23 protein-coding genes and 1 pseudogene are annotated in these 20,105 nt (G+C 58.2%); 10 read left to right on the top strand and 14 right to left on the bottom strand.

Annotated elements, in window-relative coordinates:
- Positions 1–119: 119 nt before the first annotated feature.
- The 8 genes from J3489_RS26795 to J3489_RS26760 all read right to left on the bottom strand — a co-directional run bounded on the left by J3489_RS26795 (position 120) and on the right by J3489_RS26760 (position 9,455).
- Complete coding sequence (locus J3489_RS26795) at positions 120–890, bottom strand: pyrroline-5-carboxylate reductase (protein WP_207003291.1); 771 nt, start codon at positions 888–890, stop codon at positions 120–122.
- Positions 891–978: 88 nt separating this feature from the next.
- Positions 979–2,472 carry an aldehyde dehydrogenase gene (locus J3489_RS26790; protein WP_207003289.1) on the bottom strand — a complete coding sequence of 498 codons (1,494 nt, stop codon included), beginning with the start codon at positions 2,470–2,472 and terminating at the stop codon, positions 979–981.
- A 17-nt stretch (positions 2,473–2,489) separates the two neighbouring features.
- A complete protein-coding gene (locus J3489_RS26785; protein WP_207003287.1) occupies positions 2,490–3,821 on the bottom strand; it encodes an NAD(P)/FAD-dependent oxidoreductase in 1,332 nt (443 codons plus the stop codon).
- Positions 3,822–3,826: 5 nt separating this feature from the next.
- Entirely contained in the window at positions 3,827–4,714 is an 888-nt protein-coding gene (locus J3489_RS26780; protein WP_207003285.1) for a dihydrodipicolinate synthase family protein, read from the bottom strand.
- Between the two features lie 75 nt (positions 4,715–4,789).
- Positions 4,790–6,085: a serine hydroxymethyltransferase gene (glyA, locus tag J3489_RS26775; RefSeq protein ID WP_207003283.1), complete on the bottom strand. Its 1,296-nt coding sequence runs from the start codon at positions 6,083–6,085 to the stop codon at positions 4,790–4,792.
- Between the two features lie 158 nt (positions 6,086–6,243).
- The gene (locus tag J3489_RS26770; RefSeq protein WP_207003281.1) at positions 6,244–7,125 is read right to left on the bottom strand and encodes a glycine betaine ABC transporter substrate-binding protein; all 882 of its coding nucleotides are present in this window, start codon (positions 7,123–7,125) and stop codon (positions 6,244–6,246) included.
- Positions 7,126–7,278: 153 nt separating this feature from the next.
- A complete protein-coding gene (locus J3489_RS26765) occupies positions 7,279–8,169 on the bottom strand; it encodes an ABC transporter permease (RefSeq protein ID WP_207003279.1) in 891 nt (296 codons plus the stop codon).
- Entirely contained in the window at positions 8,166–9,455 is a 1,290-nt protein-coding gene (locus J3489_RS26760; RefSeq protein ID WP_207003277.1) for a quaternary amine ABC transporter ATP-binding protein, read from the bottom strand. Before J3489_RS26760 ends, J3489_RS26765 begins: the two co-directional genes overlap by 4 nt.
- Before the next feature lie 800 nt (positions 9,456–10,255).
- Between J3489_RS26760 and J3489_RS26755 the strand changes: the two genes are divergently transcribed.
- Positions 10,256–10,597 carry an H-NS family nucleoid-associated regulatory protein gene (locus J3489_RS26755; protein ID WP_207003276.1) on the top strand — a complete coding sequence of 114 codons (342 nt, stop codon included), beginning with the start codon at positions 10,256–10,258 and terminating at the stop codon, positions 10,595–10,597.
- A gap of 625 nt (positions 10,598–11,222) precedes the next feature.
- On the opposite strand, the gene J3489_RS26750 is transcribed toward J3489_RS26755, so the two are convergent.
- Positions 11,223–11,756 (bottom strand): Uma2 family endonuclease, encoded by a 534-nt coding sequence (locus tag J3489_RS26750; protein ID WP_242540333.1) that lies wholly within the window; start codon positions 11,754–11,756, stop codon positions 11,223–11,225.
- A 389-nt stretch (positions 11,757–12,145) separates the two neighbouring features.
- Between J3489_RS26750 and J3489_RS26745 the strand changes: the two genes are divergently transcribed.
- Positions 12,146–12,355: a hypothetical protein gene (locus tag J3489_RS26745; RefSeq protein WP_207003275.1), complete on the top strand. Its 210-nt coding sequence runs from the start codon at positions 12,146–12,148 to the stop codon at positions 12,353–12,355.
- Between the two features lie 77 nt (positions 12,356–12,432).
- The gene (gene hfq, locus J3489_RS26740; protein ID WP_207003274.1) at positions 12,433–12,663 is read left to right on the top strand and encodes an RNA chaperone Hfq; all 231 of its coding nucleotides are present in this window, start codon (positions 12,433–12,435) and stop codon (positions 12,661–12,663) included.
- A gap of 95 nt (positions 12,664–12,758) precedes the next feature.
- Here the strand turns inward: hfq and J3489_RS26735 are convergent, their stop codons facing one another.
- Positions 12,759–12,962: a cold-shock protein gene (locus tag J3489_RS26735; RefSeq protein WP_207003268.1), complete on the bottom strand. Its 204-nt coding sequence runs from the start codon at positions 12,960–12,962 to the stop codon at positions 12,759–12,761.
- Between the two features lie 32 nt (positions 12,963–12,994).
- On the bottom strand, positions 12,995–13,291 hold the full coding sequence (locus J3489_RS26730; RefSeq protein ID WP_207003266.1) for a DUF2442 domain-containing protein: 297 nt from the start codon (positions 13,289–13,291) through the stop codon (positions 12,995–12,997).
- Positions 13,292–13,382: 91 nt separating this feature from the next.
- Between J3489_RS26730 and phaP the strand changes: the two genes are divergently transcribed.
- On the top strand, positions 13,383–13,859 hold the full coding sequence (phaP, locus tag J3489_RS26725) for a TIGR01841 family phasin (protein WP_207003264.1): 477 nt from the start codon (positions 13,383–13,385) through the stop codon (positions 13,857–13,859).
- 337 nt (positions 13,860–14,196) lie between these two features.
- Positions 14,197–14,481, top strand: coding sequence for a hypothetical protein (locus J3489_RS26720; RefSeq protein WP_207003256.1), 285 nt, complete (start codon positions 14,197–14,199; stop codon positions 14,479–14,481).
- 161 nt (positions 14,482–14,642) lie between these two features.
- On the opposite strand, the pseudogene J3489_RS37890 reads toward J3489_RS26720, so the two are convergent.
- Together J3489_RS37890 and J3489_RS26715 are read right to left on the bottom strand one after the other, a co-directional pair.
- Positions 14,643–14,813, bottom strand: a pseudogene (locus J3489_RS37890) (D-lactate dehydrogenase); the annotation flags it as partial.
- Positions 14,814–14,886: 73 nt separating this feature from the next.
- Entirely contained in the window at positions 14,887–15,207 is a 321-nt protein-coding gene (locus J3489_RS26715; RefSeq protein WP_242540332.1) for an MBL fold metallo-hydrolase, read from the bottom strand.
- A 485-nt stretch (positions 15,208–15,692) separates the two neighbouring features.
- Here J3489_RS26715 and J3489_RS26710 point away from each other — a divergent pair, with 485 nt between their 5' ends.
- From J3489_RS26710 to J3489_RS26690, 5 genes are all read left to right on the top strand, one after another.
- On the top strand, positions 15,693–16,133 hold the full coding sequence (locus tag J3489_RS26710) for a cupin domain-containing protein (protein ID WP_242540331.1): 441 nt from the start codon (positions 15,693–15,695) through the stop codon (positions 16,131–16,133).
- Between the two features lie 77 nt (positions 16,134–16,210).
- Positions 16,211–16,567, top strand: coding sequence for a nuclear transport factor 2 family protein (locus J3489_RS26705; protein ID WP_207003254.1), 357 nt, complete (start codon positions 16,211–16,213; stop codon positions 16,565–16,567).
- Between the two features lie 79 nt (positions 16,568–16,646).
- The gene (locus tag J3489_RS26700; protein ID WP_207003253.1) at positions 16,647–17,462 is read left to right on the top strand and encodes an SDR family NAD(P)-dependent oxidoreductase; all 816 of its coding nucleotides are present in this window, start codon (positions 16,647–16,649) and stop codon (positions 17,460–17,462) included.
- A 57-nt stretch (positions 17,463–17,519) separates the two neighbouring features.
- Positions 17,520–18,317 (top strand): SDR family NAD(P)-dependent oxidoreductase, encoded by a 798-nt coding sequence (locus J3489_RS26695; protein WP_207003252.1) that lies wholly within the window; start codon positions 17,520–17,522, stop codon positions 18,315–18,317.
- A 61-nt stretch (positions 18,318–18,378) separates the two neighbouring features.
- Positions 18,379–18,774, top strand: a complete 396-nt coding sequence (locus J3489_RS26690) for a VOC family protein (RefSeq protein ID WP_207003251.1) — start codon at positions 18,379–18,381, stop codon at positions 18,772–18,774.
- Positions 18,775–18,839: 65 nt separating this feature from the next.
- Here the strand turns inward: J3489_RS26690 and J3489_RS26685 are convergent, their stop codons facing one another.
- Entirely contained in the window at positions 18,840–19,817 is a 978-nt protein-coding gene (locus J3489_RS26685; RefSeq protein ID WP_207003244.1) for a helix-turn-helix domain-containing protein, read from the bottom strand.
- Between the last annotated feature and the right edge of the window lie 288 nt (positions 19,818–20,105).

The raw sequence follows: 20,105 nt of genomic DNA, 5'->3' as shown, positions 1-20,105 counted from the left end.
CCGAGGCCGGGTCGCCTCCGCCACCTCTCGCGGGCGCGTAGCGCCGTGCCCGCAGCCGTTGCCTGAGCGATGCGCGGCCCAAATAGCATAGGTTAACGAGCCCATCCCCGCGCCGCCTGCTACACGCGACCTTCAATCCTCATCAACACTCGGTCGAGGGCGTCGCCGAATTGTGAATAGGTACCGCGCTTCGAGAGCTCCCCGTGAACCTGTTCGTTGATGCCACCCGGTGTCATGCAATGCTCAATCAGCTCTGTGAACGGCTTCCCGGTTCTGGTCGTTTCGTGCGCGAGGCCGACACAGTAGCCCGACAGAAATGAGCGGGCGGCATCGTAATCGAGCCCTTGCCGGACGAGCCATGACGCCTGGGCTTCCAGCACCGCAAAGAAGCTCGCCATGGTCGCGGTCACGGCCGAAAGTGCGCCGAACTTGCCCTCGTCGTCGACTTCAACCGCCTCACCCAACGCCGAGAACAGAGACTTCGCAACACGGTCTGCAGGACAAATTGCCGTACTTCCCATGCCCTCGGCGACTGCCGGCAACGGTATGGCGCGAACGACCTTGCTTACTATGCCGACAAGCCGGTGCACTTCATCTATTGAAATCCCCGCGATGAAGCTGATGACATGATGGCGTGAGTCAAAACGAAGCTCGCCCAAAACGTCAGTAGCAAATTGCGGTACGACTGCAAGACAAACAATGTCGGACGTCTCCAGCACTTCCTGATTGTTTGAGCAGACCCGCACCCGTCCGGCAAGAGCAGCGAGCCCAGCGGCAGTCTCTGCATTGCGGGGCGACAGTGAAATGTGGTCGAACGCAACGCCAAATCGAAGCAAGCCGGTAACGACTGCCTGCGTGATGGTGCCGGTCCCGATGAATCCAAGTCGCATTTGGCCTCACATGTGATTAAAGCAGACATCGTCAAGCGGAGCCGCGGCCGAAGGGTCAATAGCCCGCCCCCTGATTGGGTCGAATTATTTAGTCGAGCTTCAGCCACGTGGTCTTCAGCTCACAATACTGGTCGTGGGCGTAGACCGATTTGTCACGGCCACCGAAGCCCGATTGCCTGAAGCCGCCGAACGGCGTCGTCAGGTCGCCCTCGCCGAAGCAGTTCACCGTCACCGTACCCGCCCGGATTCGGGCGGCGATCTTGTGGGCGTTATTGACGTTGTCAGTCCATAGCGATGCGGCCAGTCCGTAGCAGGTGTCGTTGGCAATCCGGACAGCCTCATCGACATCGGCGTATTCGATAAAGCAGACGACAGGACCAAATACTTCCTCGCGGGCAATACTCATCTCCGGGGTGACGTTGTCGAAGATGGTCGGCTCGACAAACCATCCCCCCGTTTCGGTGCGCGTGGCCTTGCCGCCGCACACCAGGCGTGCTCCTTCCGCCTTAGCTTTCTCGATGTGGGCGAGTACCTTTTCAAAGTGCTTCTCTTCAATCAGAGAACCGAGCTTGACCTCAGGGTCCAGCGGGTCGCCCGTTTTCCATCCTTCCAGAACTGCCTGAACCTTTTGGAGCAACTTATCCTTCGTGGTCGAGGGGACCAGAATACGAGAGCCCGCGCTGCAGTTCTCTCCCATGTTCCAGAATGCGGCAGCGACAGCTTGCTCTGCGACAGCGTCAAGATTCGCGACGTCGGGAAGCACGACTTGAGGGTTCTTGCCGCCACATTCCAGCAAGACCCGCTTCAGGTTCGTGTCTGCCGAGTAATGGAGGAATCGTTTTCCGGTTTCCGTCGAGCCCGTGAAAGCAACCATGTCGACGTCGGAATGTCGGCCCAAGGCCTGGCCCGCGCTTTCCCCATAGCCGGTAACGACACTGAAAACGCCTGCGGGCACGCCGGCTTCCATTGCCAGGTCGGCGATGCGCAGCGTCGAAAGCGACGTCTGCTCGGCAGGTTTCACAATGACACTGTTGCCAACAGAAAGCGCCGGGCCGATTTTCCAGGCAAGCATGAGCGCCGGGAAGTTCCACGGCAGGATTGCGCCCACGACACCAATCGGCTCTCGGGTAATCATGCTCACGACGCTCGCGCCCGACGGCGACAGGGCGTCGTATCGCTTGTCGGTGACCTCCGCATGCCAGCGGATACAGGCCGCCGACTCGGGGATGTCCAGCGCCATGCACTCACTGATTGGCTTGCCCGCCTCGAGCGCTTCGAGGAGCGCCAGTTCCTCGGCGTTGTCCTCAATAAGTTGCGCCAGCCTCAAAAGCACTGCTTTTCGCTGGGCCGGTGCTGCCTTTGACCATACACCGGACTCGAACGCATCTCTCGCCGCCACGACCGCCCGGTCGATGTCTCTCGTATCGCACTTTGCAATATCTGCCAGTAGTTTTCCCGTCGAAGGATTCAGGGTCTGGAAGGTCTCGTTCGAGGCTGCCGGACATCGTTGTCCGGCGATGAACGCTCTTCCGTCGAGTGGCAAGGCTTTTGCTTTGTGTTTCCATTCTTGATAGGTCGTCATGTCATGTCCTTACGAATTTATAGCTCGGCCCCAGCCGAAAATTCCTTGACCCATATAGCCGCAGACACAGCGACGTCGGCAATCGGACGGACCGGCAGCGAGCGTGGATGCGGCTGACTCAAAAGCTGGCGAATGAGGTCGTTGTCGTGACCGAGCGCATATTCAGCGATTAGCTTCCCTGAAGCCGACCCTCTGCTTAGGCCAAGGCCATTGCATCCGACGGCTTCAAACACACCATCGTCACGGCGCCCAAAAAGTGCCCCGTTGTTGACAGACAGACACAAAGGGCCGCCCCACGTGTATTCGAGCTCGACGTCTTTCAGCATCGGAAAGCGTCGGTCGAACGACCGTTGATGCAGACTCTTTGCCTTCGCCAGGTCGGCCTGGGACACTTCGAGACTGGGTCGAAACGCGAAGTGGTTGCGAACGCAGATGCGGTCGGTAATCAGACGTCGAACGGTCGAGCCCATCGGGTCGGCCGGAATCAGTGCCCACGACCGCGTGCCGCCGAGCCGGCGTACTTCATCCGGACTCATCACGCGGGTCATCGATGCAAACGTGTACACGGGCAGCAGGCCGTTCGGATGTCCCCCGAATGTCGCCGCATAGGCATTTGTGCATAGAATCACGCGCTTCGCCGCAATCTTGCCGCTAGTAAAGGTCAGAATCCTGTTTGGACCCTGGTCCTCAATTCCCTTTACCGCGCTAAGCTCGAAGACCTTCACATTCTGCGGCAAGGTCGCAGCAAGACCACGCATGAGGGCTGCCGGATGGACCGTGCTGCATCCTGGCGTAAAGAGCGCGCCCTGATAGAAGCTCGTGCCGGTGACATTCGCGATTGCAGCTTCGTCAAGCCACTCAAAGGCTTCGTCGATGCGAGCGAGTCCTTCGGCGAAGTGAGCAAGTCCTGCGTGCCCCTTCTTGTTCACCGAAGCATGAAACTTGCCGTCGTCCCGCCAGTCGCAGTCGATGCTGTGCCGCTTTACCACTGAACGCACGTAGTCGATGCCGTGGCGTTGAAACCGGACATCTGCCTTGTCCGCTTCCACACTGCGCGAGTAGCTTTCACTGCTTATGTCGTGTGGCAAATCGACAAAGAATCCGGAATTTCGTCCGGCTGTGGTGCGGCCGATTCGGTCCGCCTCGACCAGTGCTATCGAGGCATCAGGTGCAAGTTCAGCCAGGCGTCGGGCAGCACACAGCCCCGTAATACCGCCCCCGACAACGACCCAGTCATAATGTCGTTCGGAAGACACCATATCGGCGGGCGGAGGCGGTGGCAGGGTTTCCCACCATCCGTTCACACCGTCCGGAGCGGGAAACCGCACGAATTCCAGTTTCGAGGCCATGCAAGTTACTGCGCGTTGCACAACAAAGGTTGAACGAGCCTGGCAAACGTGCTGCGCTCTTCTTCAGTGAGCGTGCCGAGCGGCGCCCGGGCAACACCGACAGGCGTGCCCGCAAGCTCACAGCCGTACCGGACGTATTGAATGAATTTGCCGCTGCGTTCCAGCAGTTCGAGCACTGGCAGCAGTTGCGCCATCAGCTTGCGGCCGGTATCGAAGTCACCTCGCTTGACGCACGCATCGAAGAGCGCGGTGTGCGCTTCCGGCAAGAAGTTGGAAGCACCCCCGACCCAGCTCTTTGCACCCCACACGAAGAACTCGAGCGCCTGGTCATCCATCCCGCAGCTCAGCACCAGCTTGTCGCGGAAGTGTGTTGCAAGGTGATGCAGACGCGAAATGTCGCCGGTGCTTTCCTTCATCGCAATGAAGTTCGGCCGCTCAAGCAGCTTTTCCAGAACGCCATCACTGATTTCCGTCCCGGTGCGTGCCGGGAAGTTGTACAGCATGATGGGCATGTCGAGGTTGTCGTCCACCTTCAGCAGATGGGTCAGAAGCTCTTCCTGCGTGGGTTGGGCATAGTACGGAGCGGCAACCAGCAAGGCCGACAGGCCGGCATGTTTCGCCTCGTGCCCCAGGCGAATCACTTCTTTCGTCGTGGTCGCATTGATGCCGGCGGTAAGATACGTCTTGCCGCCTGCCGCTTCGGCTACGGTATTAAACGTCTGAACCCGCTCGTCGAAACTCAGCGCATAGTATTCGCCCGTGGTCCCGCCGACCCCGAGACCCGAAACACGTCCTGCGAGATTAGCGGCGTGCTTGCCCAGCAAATCATGGTCAATTTCGCCGTCCGGCTTGAACGGGGTGACCAGCGGTGTATGTACTCCCTCGAAGCTCATCGTCGTTCTCTCTCAATAAAAGAAGCCAAATTTCTTCAACGACTCGTAGAAGTAGTCGTTAAACGTCCTTGTAGTTCAAGCAAGGGCATCCGCGTGTGAGTAAATCGGGAACTGGCCGCAGAGGTCTCGCACCCGGCTACGCACTGCACGCTCGAACTGTTCGTCGCCGTCGGGCTGTGTTTCGAGCGCAGACAGGACTTCCAGAATCATGTGTCCAACCTGCTCGAACTGAGCGGTGCCGAAGCCTCGCGTGGTTCCTGCGGGAGTGCCAAGGCGGATTCCGGAAGTCACTGTTGGGTTTTCGGTATCGAACGGGATACCGTTCTTGTTGCAGGTGATGCCCGCACGCTCCAGCGCTCTCTCAGCCTGGGTACCGGTCAGTCGCTTCGAGCGCAAATCGACCAGCAGCAGATGGTTGTCGGTGCCGCCAGTGACGAGGTTCAAGCCGCCCGACTTCAGGATGTTGCCAAGCGCCTGCGCATTACGCAGCACCTGGTCGATATACACGGTGAACTCCGGACGAAGCGCTTCTCCAAATGCAACCGCTTTACCAGCGATGACGTGCATGAGTGGGCCACCCTGCAGACCCGGGAACACGGCCGAATTGATTTTCTTCGCAATGTCGCCGTTGTTGGTCAGGATGAAGCCACCGCGTGGGCCACGAAGCGTCTTGTGGGTGGTGGACGTCACCACATCGGCGAACGGCACAGGGTTCTCGTGTCTGCCTGCCGCGACAATGCCCGCGATGTGTGCCATGTCAACCATCAACAAGGCACCTACGCTATCCGCAATGTCGCGGAACGCGGCAAAATCCAGAGCACGCGGATAGGCCGAATAGCCCGCGATGATGAGCTTGGGACGATGCTCCTCGGCGAGCCGACGGACCTGCTCGTAGTCAATGCGGTACGTTTCGGGACTTACGCCGTACTGGATAGCGTTGAACCACTTTCCAGAGAGGGCGGGACGTGCACCGTGCGTCAGGTGACCTCCAGCATCAAGCGCCATTCCCATGACCGTCTCGCCCGGCTTCAAGAGCGCGAGCATCACTGCGCCGTTCGCCTGCGCTCCTGAATGCGGCTGCACGTTGGCGAATTCAGCTTCGAACAGGGCTTTCACGCGGTCAATCGCAAGCGCTTCGACCCTATCCACATGCTCGCAACCGCCGTAATAACGCTTCGAAGGGTACCCCTCGGCGTATTTGTTGGTCAGCACGGTACCTTGCGCTTCCATCACCGCCGCCGAGACGATGTTTTCGGAAGCAATCAGTTCAATCTGCGTTTGCTGGCGGCGCAACTCCAACGCAATCTCTGATGCGATAACGGGGTCACGGCTCTGAAGCGTTTCAGCAAAAAAGCGCGAGTTCTCGTTCAAGTGGTCACTCCGGAAGTAATCATGTAAAGCATGTCTTGCAAGACTGCAAAATCTATCGATGTGGGGCCGGCTTCTCGATTGCCCTTCAGGCAATGGACGATGCTCGGCTCCCTGTGAACAAAAAATACCCACCCGTTCACAATGAGCCCACCTTCGACTTATTGCTGCAACCAGACCTTTAACTTTTCCGGATGCGCGTCGACGAATTTCTTCGCTGCTGTCGCGTAATCGTTAGTGGCGTTGCCTTCGTACTCGATGGACTCGACGTCAGCGAGCGTCAGCTTGAAATGCTTGAAGAAAACGTCCGCCCGGGGAAACTTGGTTGCGAACTGTTTGGATGCAAAGGCATGAACCTGCTCCTCGCCGCCCAACGTGCCCTTGGGGTCCTTGAGGTAGCGCATCTGCCACTTCTGGAAGAGCCAGTGGGGGCTCCAGACCGTGGCAACAACCCATTGCTTTGATTGATAAGCTCGCGAAACGCCTGCGAGCATGCCGGCCTCGCTCGATGACTGCAGGTTGTACCCGTTCAGGTCATAGGCCTTGATGGTTTTTTCAGATGCCTGCATCAGACCGCCTCCCGGCTCGATACCGTCGATGGTCCCGTTCAACTTGCTCTTGACGTCCGGCTTGTTGAGGTCGGAAATCGATGACAGTTCTGACTCGGGAACGTATGCCGGCACTGCCCAGCCGTTCTTGCCGCCGGTGTAGATGATGCCGACATCATCCATATCGTTCTTGTACTTCGCGTAGTACGCTGCGTGGGTAACCGGCAGCCACCCGCCCACCATGATGTCAAGGTCGCCGCGTGCGACACCTTGATACTGAATACCAATATCGGCCTGCACAAACTTGACCGGCTGCTGGAGGTTGGTCTCGAGCACGTATTTGGCCACGTTAGCAACGGCCAGAACGTCTGCCCAGTTAGTTACTGCCATCTTGATAGATTCTGCCGCGACAGCAGACCCAACGCCGACACCCATGGCAACGACCGTCGATACCGCCAGTTTCACAACAAGCGACTTGAACAGATTGGTTTTCATGTAGCACTCCTATCTGAATATGAAAATCATTGGAAATTCGCCAGCCTCGGCCAATGTAGCGGCTCCGGTCTCCAAACTCTGTGCTGCTTTTTCTGATTGCACCGCGTCTGCGGCGCAATCACCACTAGTTGACGGTTATCTGCGCGGTCGCTTTTATGTCCGTCGGGTGCGCACGGTAGCGTCTGGGCCAGCCTTGCCGGTTCTAACGCTGCGTTTTACCTTCTTCGCCTTCATGCCGAAGCTTTCCGTGAGGCGGTCAAGCACGATGGCAAGCAATACGACGCCCAGCCCACCTTCGAAGCCAATCCCGATGTCGAGCCGCTGGATGCCGCTCAGCACATACTCACCCAGCCCGCCGGCGCCAATCATCGATGCGATTACAACCATCGAAAGCGCCATCATGATGGTCTGGTTCACACCTGCCATGATGGAAGGCAGGGCATTCGGCAACTGTATTTTCCAGAGAAGTTGCAGGTCTGTGCTGCCAAACGAGCGGCCCGCTTCCAGCAACTCTTCGCGCACCTGCCGGATACCCAAGGTGGTGAGGCGTACGACGGGCGGCATGGCAAAGACGACGGTTGCAATCACGGCTGGAACGCGGCCCAATCCGAACAGGATGACGGCCGGAATCAGATAAACAAATGCCGGCATGGTCTGCATGAAATCGAGCAGCGAGCGCAAAATCATTTCCACCCGCTTGTTCCTCGCCCCCCAGATGCCCAGTGGCACACCAACAACCAGACTGAAGAATGTTGCGGCAATAACGAGCGCGAGCGTGGAGACGGTTTGAGCCCACAGCCCCATGTAATGGATAGCCAGAAGCGCACCGCCCACGAACACCGAAAACACGATGCCACGCCGCCATAAAGCAAAGGTCACGAAGATGACGAGCATGGCGGCGAATGGAGTGGCGCCCAGCCCGTCCTCTAGCAGCTTGACCACCGCACCTAGCGCGGCAGAGAAAGCGTCGAAGCCGCCCCGGAAATGCTGGAAGAGAAAGTTGACGGCGTCTTCTGCCAGCTTGCCGATAATTGACGAATTCATGCTGCCCTCCGTTCCATAACCTGTTTGAGTATCGTCCGACAGGACACCACGCCTGCTAGTTTTCCGGTCGTGTCCGTGACGGGTACGTCGTGTTCCTGGCTCAGCGCGATGGAAGCAAGTTCATGCAAATCGGCGTCCAACGAAACGGCATTCACATCCCTGAGCAATGCGTCCCGGAGGGGGCGCGTGCCCATCTTGTGCAGCGATGCCGGTGTAACACAACCTTGGTAGTGCCCTGATTCGTCGCATACATAGCCGCATTCGACGCCACTATCGATGAGCTGATTGAGGTAACGCTCACAGGGTGAGCCGACGTCGCAGGTAATCAGCCCCCGGTCTGCCGTCGTCATGAGGCTGGAAGCCTTGAGAAAGCGGGACACGTCGACATTGCGGAAGAAGTCCCGCACGTACTTGTCGGCCGGTGACTGGATAAGCTCCGCAGGTGTGCCGACCTGAATCAGGCAACCATCCTTCATGATGCCGATTCGCCCGCCAATCTTGATAGCTTCTTCGATGTCGTGTGAAATGAAGACAATGGTCCGCTGCTCCTCCTTCTGCAACCGGAGCAGTTCGGTCTGCATTTCGAACCGAATCAGAGGGTCAAGAGCGGAGAATGCTTCGTCCATCAGAAGTACCGAGGGATTCACCGCCAGCGCACGGGCAAGACCGACTCGCTGCTGCATACCGCCCGACAGCTCGCTGGGAAGCAGCTTTTCATACGAGCCCAGACCGACTCGCGTCAGTGCAGAGCGCGCGATTTCGTAGCGCTCGGCTTTCTTCTCGCCAGCAACTTCCAGTCCGTAGGCAATGTTGTCGAGTACCGTGCGGTTCGGCAGAAGCGCGAACGACTGAAATACCATCGCCATCTTCCTGCGGCGGACTTCGCGCAATTCCGATGTGGACATGGGAGCAATATCGCGGCCTTCGAGGATGACCTGCCCGGACGTCGGTTCAATCAGCCGATTGAGCAAACGGACAAGCGTCGACTTGCCGGAACCCGAGAGCCCCATGACGACGAAAATCTCACCTGCCTTAACGCTGAGACTGACGTCATTGACTGCGACCATGTTGCCGGTCTGCTCGAAAATTTCGTTCCGGCCAAGTCCTCGCCTCACCAGTTCAGCGGCGCGCTCGGGCTTCGGCCCGAAGATTTTCGACAGATTCCTGACCGAAAGAATTTCGGTCCCGGAGACTGCGATGGGTTTCGATACGGCGGAAATATCTTCCGGGTTGATTGCGCCCGGATGGACTACGCCTTCTGGCGCGAACGTCAGGTGTGGGGCCATTCTGTCATCCCAACTGGCAAGTTCAAGAAATTGAAGCGCGCGACCTATTGGCCTTTACAGATCCTCTACGCATGAAGGTCTCGTTCGCTTTGGCCGCCCTCCAGCCTGTTTCATCTCGGAGCTGCGGATGCAAGAGTCGGAAGCAAACGTCGCAAGACATTAAAGTCGAACAAATCCCCATTCCTCGCGCGAAATGCAGAATAATCGTGCGCCGGTGTCTGGTGTTCAACGTTGCTTGATGCATTGATTGCAGAGTAGCAAGTCAAATTGCCCTACCCAGCTACATTTTCTGGGCACTTTCCCATACCTTTGGTAATGCAAGGCGTTTGTGTAGTGTTCGCAGAAGAGCGGCTCCGAACACGGAATTCTCCCAACGCCAGCGTGAGCGGGGGGTTGCGGCCGATGGCTACCGTTAGGAGTGGTTTTTCGGATATTCGATTCCTACAAAGCTTGGGCCTCCTTATAGGGAATGTCCTAGGTCTGTCGCCTTCCCACATAACCCTTCGTACCGCCTTGACCGCGCGGAAGCCAACGTCGGTTGAGCCTGAGGGAGCAAACCGTCGGCAAGCTGCATTCGGCACGACCTGTATCCCGACCGGAACAGTGTTTTCAGGATTCGATATCGACGCAGACCCTTCGGATGACGATACTGCGCGTATTGCAAGCCGCGCCGCTGATGTCGAGAGGGCTGCGAAGCTCCCCCAACACGCGAACCTTGCACAGACCTGCAATATGGCGTCACGGTGTTTGCGATATTGGCGCAATACCTTTGCCAGGTAAAAACCTTGAAGGGAAAGCAAATGGACGAGCGAAAACGCGAAAGTATGGTTGCGTATCTGCGCCGCCGCATGGCGCAGGTTGGCATTAAGGTGGCCGACCTCGCGGCTGCGCTTGCTGAAGACCGCATGCGAGCGAAATCGGTGCGCTATCGCAACGCTTTCGGGGATACGTGGGATGGCAAAGGCGCTATGCCGCAATGGCTTATGCAGGCCATAAGCGCTGGGCAGTCGTTGGAGCATTTCGCCGTCGCGGACTCATCAAAGTCGGCTAACAGCGGACGTGCGACTGTTGACTGGCGTCAGGACCCCTTCGCGGGCACGCGATTGGCGACTGTCGGACCGTCAAGCACCCACGCACGTTGACTGCGCAGTGCATACCGGCAGCACAGACTACTGCTGAGACAACCGAGACAAAGCTGGTCTGTGTGGCATTCGTCACAATCAGCAGCAATGCGACAGCTGCAATCATTTGCTCGCTCGTCCGGCCGGGTAGGCCTCGCCTCTGATTTCTGTTGGTCAGGTCGTGGCTTTGCTACACGCTTCCTTCAGACGCCGCCTCACGACGGCACCCTTGCGTTTCGCTAGTCCTTCACCACCATCAGGTTGGACAGGGGACTCGCAACCCCCGAGCTGTTGCGCATGCTCGGCGCACAAAAAAAGAAACCCGCCAAGCGGCGGGTTGAATCCATATCAGGAGGAGACATGGAGGAGACGAAATCAGTATAAACCCTATGTTCGCCGCCTGCAACCTGCCAAAATGTCTTTGCTGTTGTTTTCGTTTACCGGGGTAGGCGGGCTGAAGGCCGACAAGACTTTGCGAACCGCCCCTCTTTAAATATCCCTCAAAATCAGTCTGGCTGATGCCGCGCGATTGTTGGGCGGCCTAGTGAGCGGTTGCCTGCTTCAGCTTCGACTGGGACCCAGCGCTCGGCGTCCCGGGCCTCGGTTGCAGTCCGTTCCGCCGCTCGATGGTATAAATCGACGGCGCTCACCCTACACTCGCTTGGCAATAGACGGGCTCAACCGACAACGTTATCGCGAACGTGGAGGCTTGACGCCGTCCCTCGGCTCCCCAAAATTCAATCGCCCCATCCTGTCTGACGACAATGACCTCCTTGGCGCCGCCTTCCAGGTACGACGCGACTCTACGGCCCATCTCGCGCGGCGGGTCGCTATCGAGGAGCACTTCAACACAGAGGTCGGGGACAAACGGCACCGGGTCGTCGCGCTCGAGCCCCTCCCACTTTTCGGGCGGCATCCATACGACGTCCGGGACCCGGATGCCAAATGACGGCGTCACAACGGGCACTGACATGGCGGCCAGATGACCCATTTGGTCGGCCAACTGACAGTAGATGTCCGTGAAGGCCAACTGGCGCGTGCCCGACGGGCAACCATTCACCACCACCTCACCGAACGCGTTCAACTCGTACCGGTCGCGCATGACACCTTCCGATGTCGGGACGAGACGATGCCATGCAGCAAGCAATTCGTTGCAGTCCAGCACGACGGGTGTATCCATAGTCGCCTCACAGGGAATTTATCTAAGCGTATACCCTCCCTTTGTGATTTACCAACATGTAACACTTGTTATTCGTGGTGCCGCGCACAATTGGAGCCAGGCTCTGTGACGGCTAGCATCCGTCGTTGAGTATTGAGGACCCCACATGCATGCTGTCGGGTCGTTGCGTTGTAAGGCTCTTCTGCCTAGTGTTCAAGTAATTTCTCGGGTTCAGTGTGCACCGCAACAGGAGTAACGTAATGAAAGCCACTACCCGAGGTTTCGGGAGGGCATATGGCGGCGTCAATCGCACCCGTGGCTGCGGGACGTCGAGGGCGGTCGCGACACGGAATACAATGCGCTTGGCAGCGGTCGGGTGCGCTCTGCCCGCTGACCACAGGAGTTCCAACATGAAACTTGACGACGCCACTTTCCGGCTACTGCGCCGTCTCGCTCCGGTTCTCGATGACGTACTCAACGCAGGAGAGGTCGAACACGCAGACCAGGCGGTGGACCTGTCTTCACTTGCTCAGTTGTGCTCACAGTTGTTCGACGCGTACCACGACCACCACCCGAGCGAGATTGCCCAAGCGCGACTCGACGCCCTCGAGTCCCAGTAACGCACTCCGTCTGGACCGGCTGGTGGCTTCAGGTATCGGCGATACAATCGAGGGGCCCATCGCATTGACCATAGATCATGACCGCCGACCCCTGCGTACAAGACAAATTTCTAGAGACACTGGTCAAAGAACAGACCGCCGTAAATGTGTTCCTCGTGAACGGCATCAGACTGAGCGGTCAACTGGCCGCCTTTGACCAGTTTGCAGTTCTGCTGGAGTCTGGTCCAGGCGTGCAACTTGTTTTCAAACATGCCATTTCGACCGTGATGCCGGTCAATGGTAGGAGCCAGGTACGTGAGCCGACCTAGGTGCGGGTGAGTGGCGACAAGCCGAACCGCTTGCGAGCGCGTGGCCGATGAGAACTACCATGACATGCTGTGGCCTACGCTTGAGCCCCTTGTGCTTACGCCGGCTTGATGTTCGCCGCCTGTTTGCCCTTTGGTCCTTGCTTGACCTCGAAGGTTACCTTTTGCCCTTCCTGAAGAGATTTAAATCCCTCCGCCTTCACTTCCGAGAAGTGCGCAAACAGGTCTTCGCCGCCATCGTCCGGCGTAATGAAGCCAAAGCCCTTCGCATCGTTAAACCACTTCACAGTGCCGGTTGCCATAGTAGTCGTGTCCAGAATTGAAACAGGCGGGTTTATGTAGTCGTCAATCGCTCGTCGTAGCGGTTCCCACATGAAGTAGTGTTGAGCGACGCTATTGACGCACCGTCGGGCCGGTATGAAAGCAGCGCGGGAACGTTCACGTCCTCATCGATTTCCGGCCAGAAAAGTTGCTGGCGGTCCATCGAGATGGCGAAGTGTTCGCGCTCCGCTGCTGTCGCTGCTTCCAGGACAGGAAACCAGTCCAGTGGGAATTCAACCGTCTGGCCGCCGGACAGGTCAAGAAACAGGTGCGCGCTGTCGAAGTGCGCACCCACCGCAGCGCCTTCCATGGTCGTCTCCTGTATGAGAAGCCATTTAAAGATAGCCCGCCGCAGGGTGCCATACAAGCGCGAATGCTGCCAAGCAGGACGGCGCTAGGCGTTGGGACTGAAGCGATGCAAATCGACCTTCGCCGAAAACCAGGACATCACCGCCAGGGCTGTTTCGGCCAAAGACCCGCAGGAGCCGTTCGCGCTGCTGGCGAGCCAAGTGCAACCCGCCGTGGAAAAAACGCAGTCGTACTGGCGACACGTCTACGAAATCATGTCCGGCAGCCAAGCGGAATTCGCAGCAACCGCTGAAGTGCAGCTCAAGCACCAGCAGTACGACGCGCAAGCGTTTGTCGACAGCCCCGCGAAGAACGTGCCAGCAGGCGGGGAAGCCGTGTTTTCCGCATGGAAGTCCGCTCTCCAGCGTGCCAGCGAGACGGCCAGTTCAGCGTACGGCGCTGCCAAGGAAGCCGCGAAGCGGGCTGTGGAAATCACGGAATGCAATGTCAATGCCGCATCTTCCGCCTCGTCCAGGTCGACCAAACGGGCCGTTGGAGAAGCCGAAGCCGCCGAGAAAAATGAAGCCTGATAGCGACGACCATCGGCATAAGACGTTCAAAACGAGCGCTGCTCGCTTTGATTCGAGTAACCGCCCGATTCGGCCGTATATATGCAGCAAACGCAGCGCAGTCGGGCAGCGCGATTCGATGACCTTTCGTCGTCGCAGCCCGCATCCGGCGACGGCCGTCTCATTTATGAAGCGGTACACTACAAACACTTTCTAGGGTCCTCACGCCGCAAGCGTTCAGCGTATACGAATTGAATCGGCCGTTTGTGTACCGCCGCTGCGCAATCGTCGGTCCGTCGCCAGCGGCACATTTGGTTCCGGCGCGCCTCAAGCGTGTCGAACTTGCAGGAGACATATCATGAAGTACCTGACACTGAAGATCGCCTTGACCTGCGGCACCGTTGCTGCAATCTGTCTGACGGGTGCCGCCTTTGCTGCGGGTAGTGGAATGGGCAACGGTGGGAGTGGCGGAGGCAACGCGCATAGCGCGGCGACTGCCGGAATGACCTATCACGGAGACCCAGTCACAAGCCCGCTGGATACAATGCCCGGCAAAATGGAAAACGAAATGGGCAAGAGCCAGGGCAGCGCACACTCGATGTCGCCGGACGACGCCGTGGACCCTGCGAAGAACGGCCAATAAGGCGCCAAATCCGTCATGCGCCGGGCTTCGAGGAATCACGGTCCGGCGCCATCATTACGCTGATTCGGCTGCGCTCAAAGTCATTGCAGTCCGTCGACGCAGGCACTCCTTGCCGACCGCGAGGTGGAAATCATCGCGGTCCGCGGCATCCATGCAAAGGTAGCTGCAATGCACGCTTGCAATACTTTCCACTGTTCCACGAGCGAGCCGGGCTTGACGACCGCGAGAGCGCTACCCGTACCGAACCGGAAACCTGTGCGGTAGCGACGGGTCGCGCGGTCTCCAGTAAGCACGTTCGCACGCCCGACGACCGCGACCAGATTTGCTAGCAGGTCACGTTTGTCAGTGCGGACAGTCGACCTTGCCGCCGCTGCATCATGCACGGCATCACTCACTTTCTTACCTCTACGTCTGGAATCTACACTCTGTGAACACTGCGGCGACGCATCGACGCTCAATCACCGGTGCGGGTCGCCGCAGTCGACGACCAAAGTACGCGATATGTCCGGCGGTGTGGCCGGGGTCGTCCTTTATCTGACAGTGGAAATTCGGCGCGCTCATTGCGACCTCGGCACCGCCATGCAGCGTCACGGTCACATACTTGATGGGCTCGCTGGCTGGACCGTATACGGCGACATCGGCCGCTACAGGACCGTCCGACAAAAGTTCGGCGACACCGCCGACATGGTCGTCGTGGTGATGGGTGAGCAAGATCGCGGTAATCAACAACCCGTGCTGAGCACAATATGCTTTGACAGGCGAGGATCGCCCGGGTCAACAACGAGCGCGTGACGCCCGTCGGTCACGAGCCAGATGTAGTTTCGCGGAATGCGGGAATAGGAACGTACTGATAGCCCAGCATCTGCGTGCAGCAGTTGCCCTACAGCGCACGCCGAATTGCCTGCGAGGGCAGTTCCCCCGGCGGGCGGGTAGCGCCCTAATTGTCTGTTGACGCGCGATGTTTGATGACGGGTTGCTAGGGCGAGGCGAATAATCCCGTTAGTTCTGCGCTGCTCGATGGGTTGATAAGAAGACACGATGTGATGGCCGCCTACCGTTAAACAGCTGCTACATACTCGCTAACCTGCCAATGCACTGGCATGCAACTCGATTTGCACTGTCGTGCAAACTACGTCCTGCTCCCTGCGATATCGTTGTTTCATCCACAAACCTTGCCGAACTTGAATTCGGGTCGGCGAAATCAGGAGACGATGATGGAAATCAAGCCAAAGGTTCGCGAAGAAGCGGTACAAATCGATGAGATTCCGTGGAAGCGTTTCCCAGATGCTCTCTCGCAGGGAGGAATTCGCTGGAAGATGCTCCACGCCTCCCCCGAAATGGGCGCTTGGACCGCAATTTTTGATTGCCCTGCCGGTTCGTCCTTCAACGCGCACTTTCACGTCGGGCCGGGCGAATACCTCCTGACGAAGGGGCGAATGGATGTTCGTGGTGGTCGCGAACAGGGCGGTGACACGGTTGTTGCGCCGGCATATGGCTACGAGTCCGCCAATGCGCGGCACGACAAGACCAACTTCCCGGTCGATAGCGAGTTCTATATGACCTTCCTCGGACCGCTCGCTTTCATCAAGGAAGACGGGACGCCAATCGTAGTTGTGACATGGGACGAAGCGCAGCGTGCATACGCTGGGTGAACAGGCTCACGGCCTCGCCACGCGCCGGCAATGGCCAGCATTGCCGGCTCCCACCTGACTCTTGATGGATAACCACCATGTCAAATTCCTCTGAACAGGCAGAAGCAGCAACCAAGCAGGTCCTCGACCATCATCTCGGTGCATTTGCCCAAGGCCTCGATGAGATTCTCAAGGACTATGACGATGGCTCGACACTCATTACGCCCGACAAGACCTTCCGTGGTCGGGACGAGATAACGGGCTTCTTCAAGGCATTCCTGGATGGCGCCGACCCCGCCTTCTGGCCGGCGTTCAAAATCACGAGCCGCGGCACGGCTGGCGAAGTCGCCTATCTCGCATGGGAGGCGAAGCCGTGGGTCACCCTCGCAACGGACACGCTGTTCGTTAAAGACGGAAAGATAGCGGTTCAAACGTTCACGTCGTTTTCGGCGTAGCGGACCTGTCAGAGCACAACGCGCAGTCACAACATGGCGCCGTGATGCTATTTAGACGTACTATACAATGAGAAAAGTCATGACACGGAAACTTGAGAATCGTATCGCTGTAGTAACCGGCTCCAGTTCTGGTAACGGACGCGCCATCGCTCTGGCACTGGCGCGAGAGGGTGCCCACATCGTCTGCACCGACCTGAAGAAGTCGGCGCTGCAGGGTGGCTACGAGAAAGATATCGAAACCGATACCGACGCCGTCATCACGCAGGAAGGTGGAAAGGCGACGTTCATCGCGGCGGACGCAAGCAAAGCCAGCGACGTTCAGAAAGTCGTTGACCACGCGGTATCGACGTTTGGCCGTCTGGACATCATCGTCAATAACGCGGGCGTCTTCACCGGCCTGCACAACATCATCGACGAGACCGAAGAACAATACGACTTCACGATGAACGTGAACGCAAAGGGCGTCTGGCTGGGCTGCAAGTACGCTATCACGCAATTCATGAAGCAAGAGCCCTTGACGACGTCGACAGGTGCGAAGGTCCGTGGCCGCGTCGTCAACATCGCGTCTATCGGCGGCCTGGTCGGCCTCGCACTTGAACCGGCCTACTGTGCTTCAAAGGGAGCGGTCGTCAATCTGACTCGCGAACTTGCGCTCGACTTCGCGCCCGAGCGAATCAACGTGAACGCTGTCTGTCCAGGATTTCTAGCTACCGCGATGGTGCGCTCGTTCCTGGAAAACGACGATACCAACAAGCTGCTTCACGACCTCACTCCGTGGCCACGGGTCGGCACTGCAGAGGATGTCGCGAAGGCCGTGCTGTTTCTCGCGTCTGACGACGCGGAGTGGATGACGGGCTCGATGCTGACCGTCGACGGTGCCTTCACGGCTCGCTAAGCACCACGGGGCTGGCCAGCCTTTTGCGGCCGGCCACCACATCTAACAGGAGGGTTCATGGATAGGCTCAAAGGTAAGGTTGCCATTATCACCGGCGCGAGCTCGGGGTTCGGACGTGGCATCGCCATGGCGTATGCCGCCGAAGGCGCTAGCGTGGTGGTCAGTGATGTACACGAAGCGCCGAATCAGGGCGGCTTCGAAGGCAATCCACAGTTGATGACAGCGGCAGCCATCAACGAGGCAGGGGGCAAGGCTCAGTATGTCGCGTGCGACGTGACCAAACAGGACCAGGTCGCAAACCTGGTCGAAGAAACGGTCCGGCTCTACGGCGGTCTCGACGTCATGGTAAATAACGCCGGTATCTATCGGGCCGGAAAACTGGCCCACGAGTTCTCGGTCGAAGACCTCGACGCCTGCTTTGACGTGAACGTAAAAGGCACGTGGTTCGGTTGCCAGGAAGCAATCAAGACGTTTCTGAAACAAGGTCGAGGCGGAAATATCGTCAACATTGTCTCAACAGCTGGATTGCAGGGCCACCCCAAACAGTCCGTCTACAACATATCGAAGGGAGCGGCGGCGAATCTCACGCGCTGCCTCGCAATCGAGTACGGGCGCGACAAAATCCGGGTGAACGGCATCTGCCCGACGTACGCGAAAACGTCCCTGACTCGTGCGCTGTTTGACGACAAGGACTTCGACAAGGTGTTCACCGAAGCAATTCCGCTGAAACGCTGGGGCGAAGTTGAAGACATCGCAAATCTCGCGATATTCCTTGCGTCGGACGAGTCGAGCTACATCCACGGTGACCTCATCCGCATTGATGGCGGCGAGACGCTTTGTCGCTTCTCGGTTTAATTCGATGCTCGCGGCGCAGCGTGGCAGCTGCGTCGCGCATTACGCAACAAGGAAGTACAAATTGGCGAAAATCATTCACTCCATGGTGCGGGTTCACGACCTTGACCGTTCGCTGCAGTTCTACAAGGACGCGCTCGGGCTGTCGACAAGTCACCGCCTTGATTTTCCGGACTTCTCGCTTGTTTATCTTCGAAATGAAGAGAACGACTTCGAGATTGAGTTGACCTGGAATAAAGGCCGCGAGCCGGCATACACGCACGGCGACGGCTATGGCCACATCGCCGTGGCAGTTCCAGAGCTTGAAAATGAGCATGAGCGCATGACGCGGCTCGGTGTCCATCCGACGCCTGTGAAGGAATTCAAACGCGGCGAAGAGATGCTCGCCCGGTTCTTCTTTATTCAGGACCCGGATGGCTACAAAATCGAGGTTCTGGAGCGTTCAGGGCACTACGTATAAGTGCATGTAGGCAACAACGGCGGGCGCGGGGACTGGCCGGACAGGCTAGCTCCTGTCCGCTTTTGTCATGCAAACTCGTCCAAAGGACCGACGCCCACGGTCCTGCGAACATCACCCGGTGAGGCGCCGTACTTCTCCTTGAACGCCCGGCAGAAATGGCTGGTTGTATTGAAACCCCAGCGGAACGCTATCTCCGAGATACGTTGCCGGTTATAGGCTGGGTCCGTCAGCGCCTGCTTGCAGGCGTGCAGCCGCCTGTCCAGAACCCACCCGGAAACGGTCATGTCGCTGCGCTGAAACAGCATGTGCAGGTAACGCAGCGAAATGTGATTTGCCTCGGCAATTCGGGTCGGATTCAGGTCGTCTTCGTGCAGATGTTGCAGGATGAAGTCCTGCACGCGGCGCAGCATGGCCGCGCCCGCATCAAACGTCACGGACGGTTGCTGACCGGATAGTGCGACACCCAGCAGCTCGAGCGTGGACCTGCTGACAGAACCTTGAACGCTCTCGTCTAGCGTCGCGATTTCATTCGAAAGAGCCAGCAGGTGTACCGCCAGCAACGAGCCGACGCCTGTACGGCTCTCGATTTTTCCACCGGTGGGAGGTTGCTTTCGCTCCGGCAACCGTTCCCGCATCACCGACCATGGAATCATGAGTGTCACCTTATGCAGGCGCTCGAGAACCTCGAACTCGATGAACTGGTCGGTCGTCCAAACGACTACATCGCCAGACGCGACCTCTACTCCTGAATCGCCAATCTTGAACCGTTCGCGCCCGCCCGTCGTGAGTTGCACTCCAATATAGAGCTCGTCATCGTGGCGAACTTGCCCGCGCGTGCGTTGACCCATGCAGGGGTCGCATACCGTCTCGACAATCCCGGCTCCTGCGAAATCATGACGTTTGACGTGAGCGTAGAACGTAGCAGGTAGGCGACGGGGGACTTGCCACGCCCTGTAGCTGTTACTGAGCACTGACTGCCAGGCGTCTGTGCGGTCACCAACTGGGATGTCGCTGCTTGACCATTCGGTTGATTGATTTCGCACGTCGTGTCCCCTGTTCCTCGGCGCCAGTCCAGTGTGCTGCCAGATTTACGCCTTGATTATCACGTTACAACATAACGCATGATTCCCCGTACGAGGAGTGGGACGTACCCTGTCCGACTCTTACGTTCGGATTGGGCGCCTAGTCTGAGAGCCGCGGCGCGTTGGTCAGCTACCGGTGGGAGCAACTATTTCTCGCGATGTGCTCAATGACGGTAAGCGCTAGTTTTAGCACACCGAATGCAGATTTGATGGTCGGTGCGCGTTTGTCGTGTCAGCCGACGTTCGTTT

The organism is Trinickia mobilis (assembly GCF_017315705.1).
Classification (GTDB): domain Bacteria; phylum Pseudomonadota; class Gammaproteobacteria; order Burkholderiales; family Burkholderiaceae; genus Trinickia_A; species Trinickia_A mobilis.
Note: the sequence above shows the minus strand (reverse complement) of the source record. Positions and strands in the feature narration are given on the sequence as shown.

Excerpts from the sequence above, each read along its gene's own strand:
- J3489_RS26795 (WP_207003291.1), bottom strand. The coding sequence starts at position 890 with ATGCGACTTGGATTCATCGGGACCGGCACCATCACGCAGGCAGTCGTT.
- J3489_RS26790 (WP_207003289.1), bottom strand. The coding sequence starts at position 2,472 with ATGACGACCTATCAAGAATGGAAACACAAAGCAAAAGCCTTGCCACTC.
- J3489_RS26785 (WP_207003287.1), bottom strand. The coding sequence starts at position 3,821 with ATGGCCTCGAAACTGGAATTCGTGCGGTTTCCCGCTCCGGACGGTGTG.
- J3489_RS26780 (WP_207003285.1), bottom strand. The coding sequence starts at position 4,714 with ATGAGCTTCGAGGGAGTACATACACCGCTGGTCACCCCGTTCAAGCCG.
- J3489_RS26770 (WP_207003281.1), bottom strand. The coding sequence starts at position 7,125 with ATGAAAACCAATCTGTTCAAGTCGCTTGTTGTGAAACTGGCGGTATCG.
- J3489_RS26765 (WP_207003279.1), bottom strand. The coding sequence starts at position 8,169 with ATGAATTCGTCAATTATCGGCAAGCTGGCAGAAGACGCCGTCAACTTT.
- J3489_RS26760 (WP_207003277.1), bottom strand. The coding sequence starts at position 9,455 with ATGGCCCCACACCTGACGTTCGCGCCAGAAGGCGTAGTCCATCCGGGC.
- J3489_RS26755 (WP_207003276.1), top strand. The coding sequence starts at position 10,256 with ATGGACGAGCGAAAACGCGAAAGTATGGTTGCGTATCTGCGCCGCCGC.
- J3489_RS26750 (WP_242540333.1), bottom strand. The coding sequence starts at position 11,756 with ATGGATACACCCGTCGTGCTGGACTGCAACGAATTGCTTGCTGCATGG.
- J3489_RS26745 (WP_207003275.1), top strand. The coding sequence starts at position 12,146 with ATGAAACTTGACGACGCCACTTTCCGGCTACTGCGCCGTCTCGCTCCG.
- hfq (WP_207003274.1), top strand. The coding sequence starts at position 12,433 with ATGACCGCCGACCCCTGCGTACAAGACAAATTTCTAGAGACACTGGTC.
- J3489_RS26735 (WP_207003268.1), bottom strand. The coding sequence starts at position 12,962 with ATGGCAACCGGCACTGTGAAGTGGTTTAACGATGCGAAGGGCTTTGGC.
- J3489_RS26730 (WP_207003266.1), bottom strand. The coding sequence starts at position 13,291 with ATGGAAGGCGCTGCGGTGGGTGCGCACTTCGACAGCGCGCACCTGTTT.
- J3489_RS26720 (WP_207003256.1), top strand. The coding sequence starts at position 14,197 with ATGAAGTACCTGACACTGAAGATCGCCTTGACCTGCGGCACCGTTGCT.
- J3489_RS26710 (WP_242540331.1), top strand. The coding sequence starts at position 15,693 with ATGATGGAAATCAAGCCAAAGGTTCGCGAAGAAGCGGTACAAATCGAT.
- J3489_RS26705 (WP_207003254.1), top strand. The coding sequence starts at position 16,211 with ATGTCAAATTCCTCTGAACAGGCAGAAGCAGCAACCAAGCAGGTCCTC.
- J3489_RS26700 (WP_207003253.1), top strand. The coding sequence starts at position 16,647 with ATGACACGGAAACTTGAGAATCGTATCGCTGTAGTAACCGGCTCCAGT.
- J3489_RS26695 (WP_207003252.1), top strand. The coding sequence starts at position 17,520 with ATGGATAGGCTCAAAGGTAAGGTTGCCATTATCACCGGCGCGAGCTCG.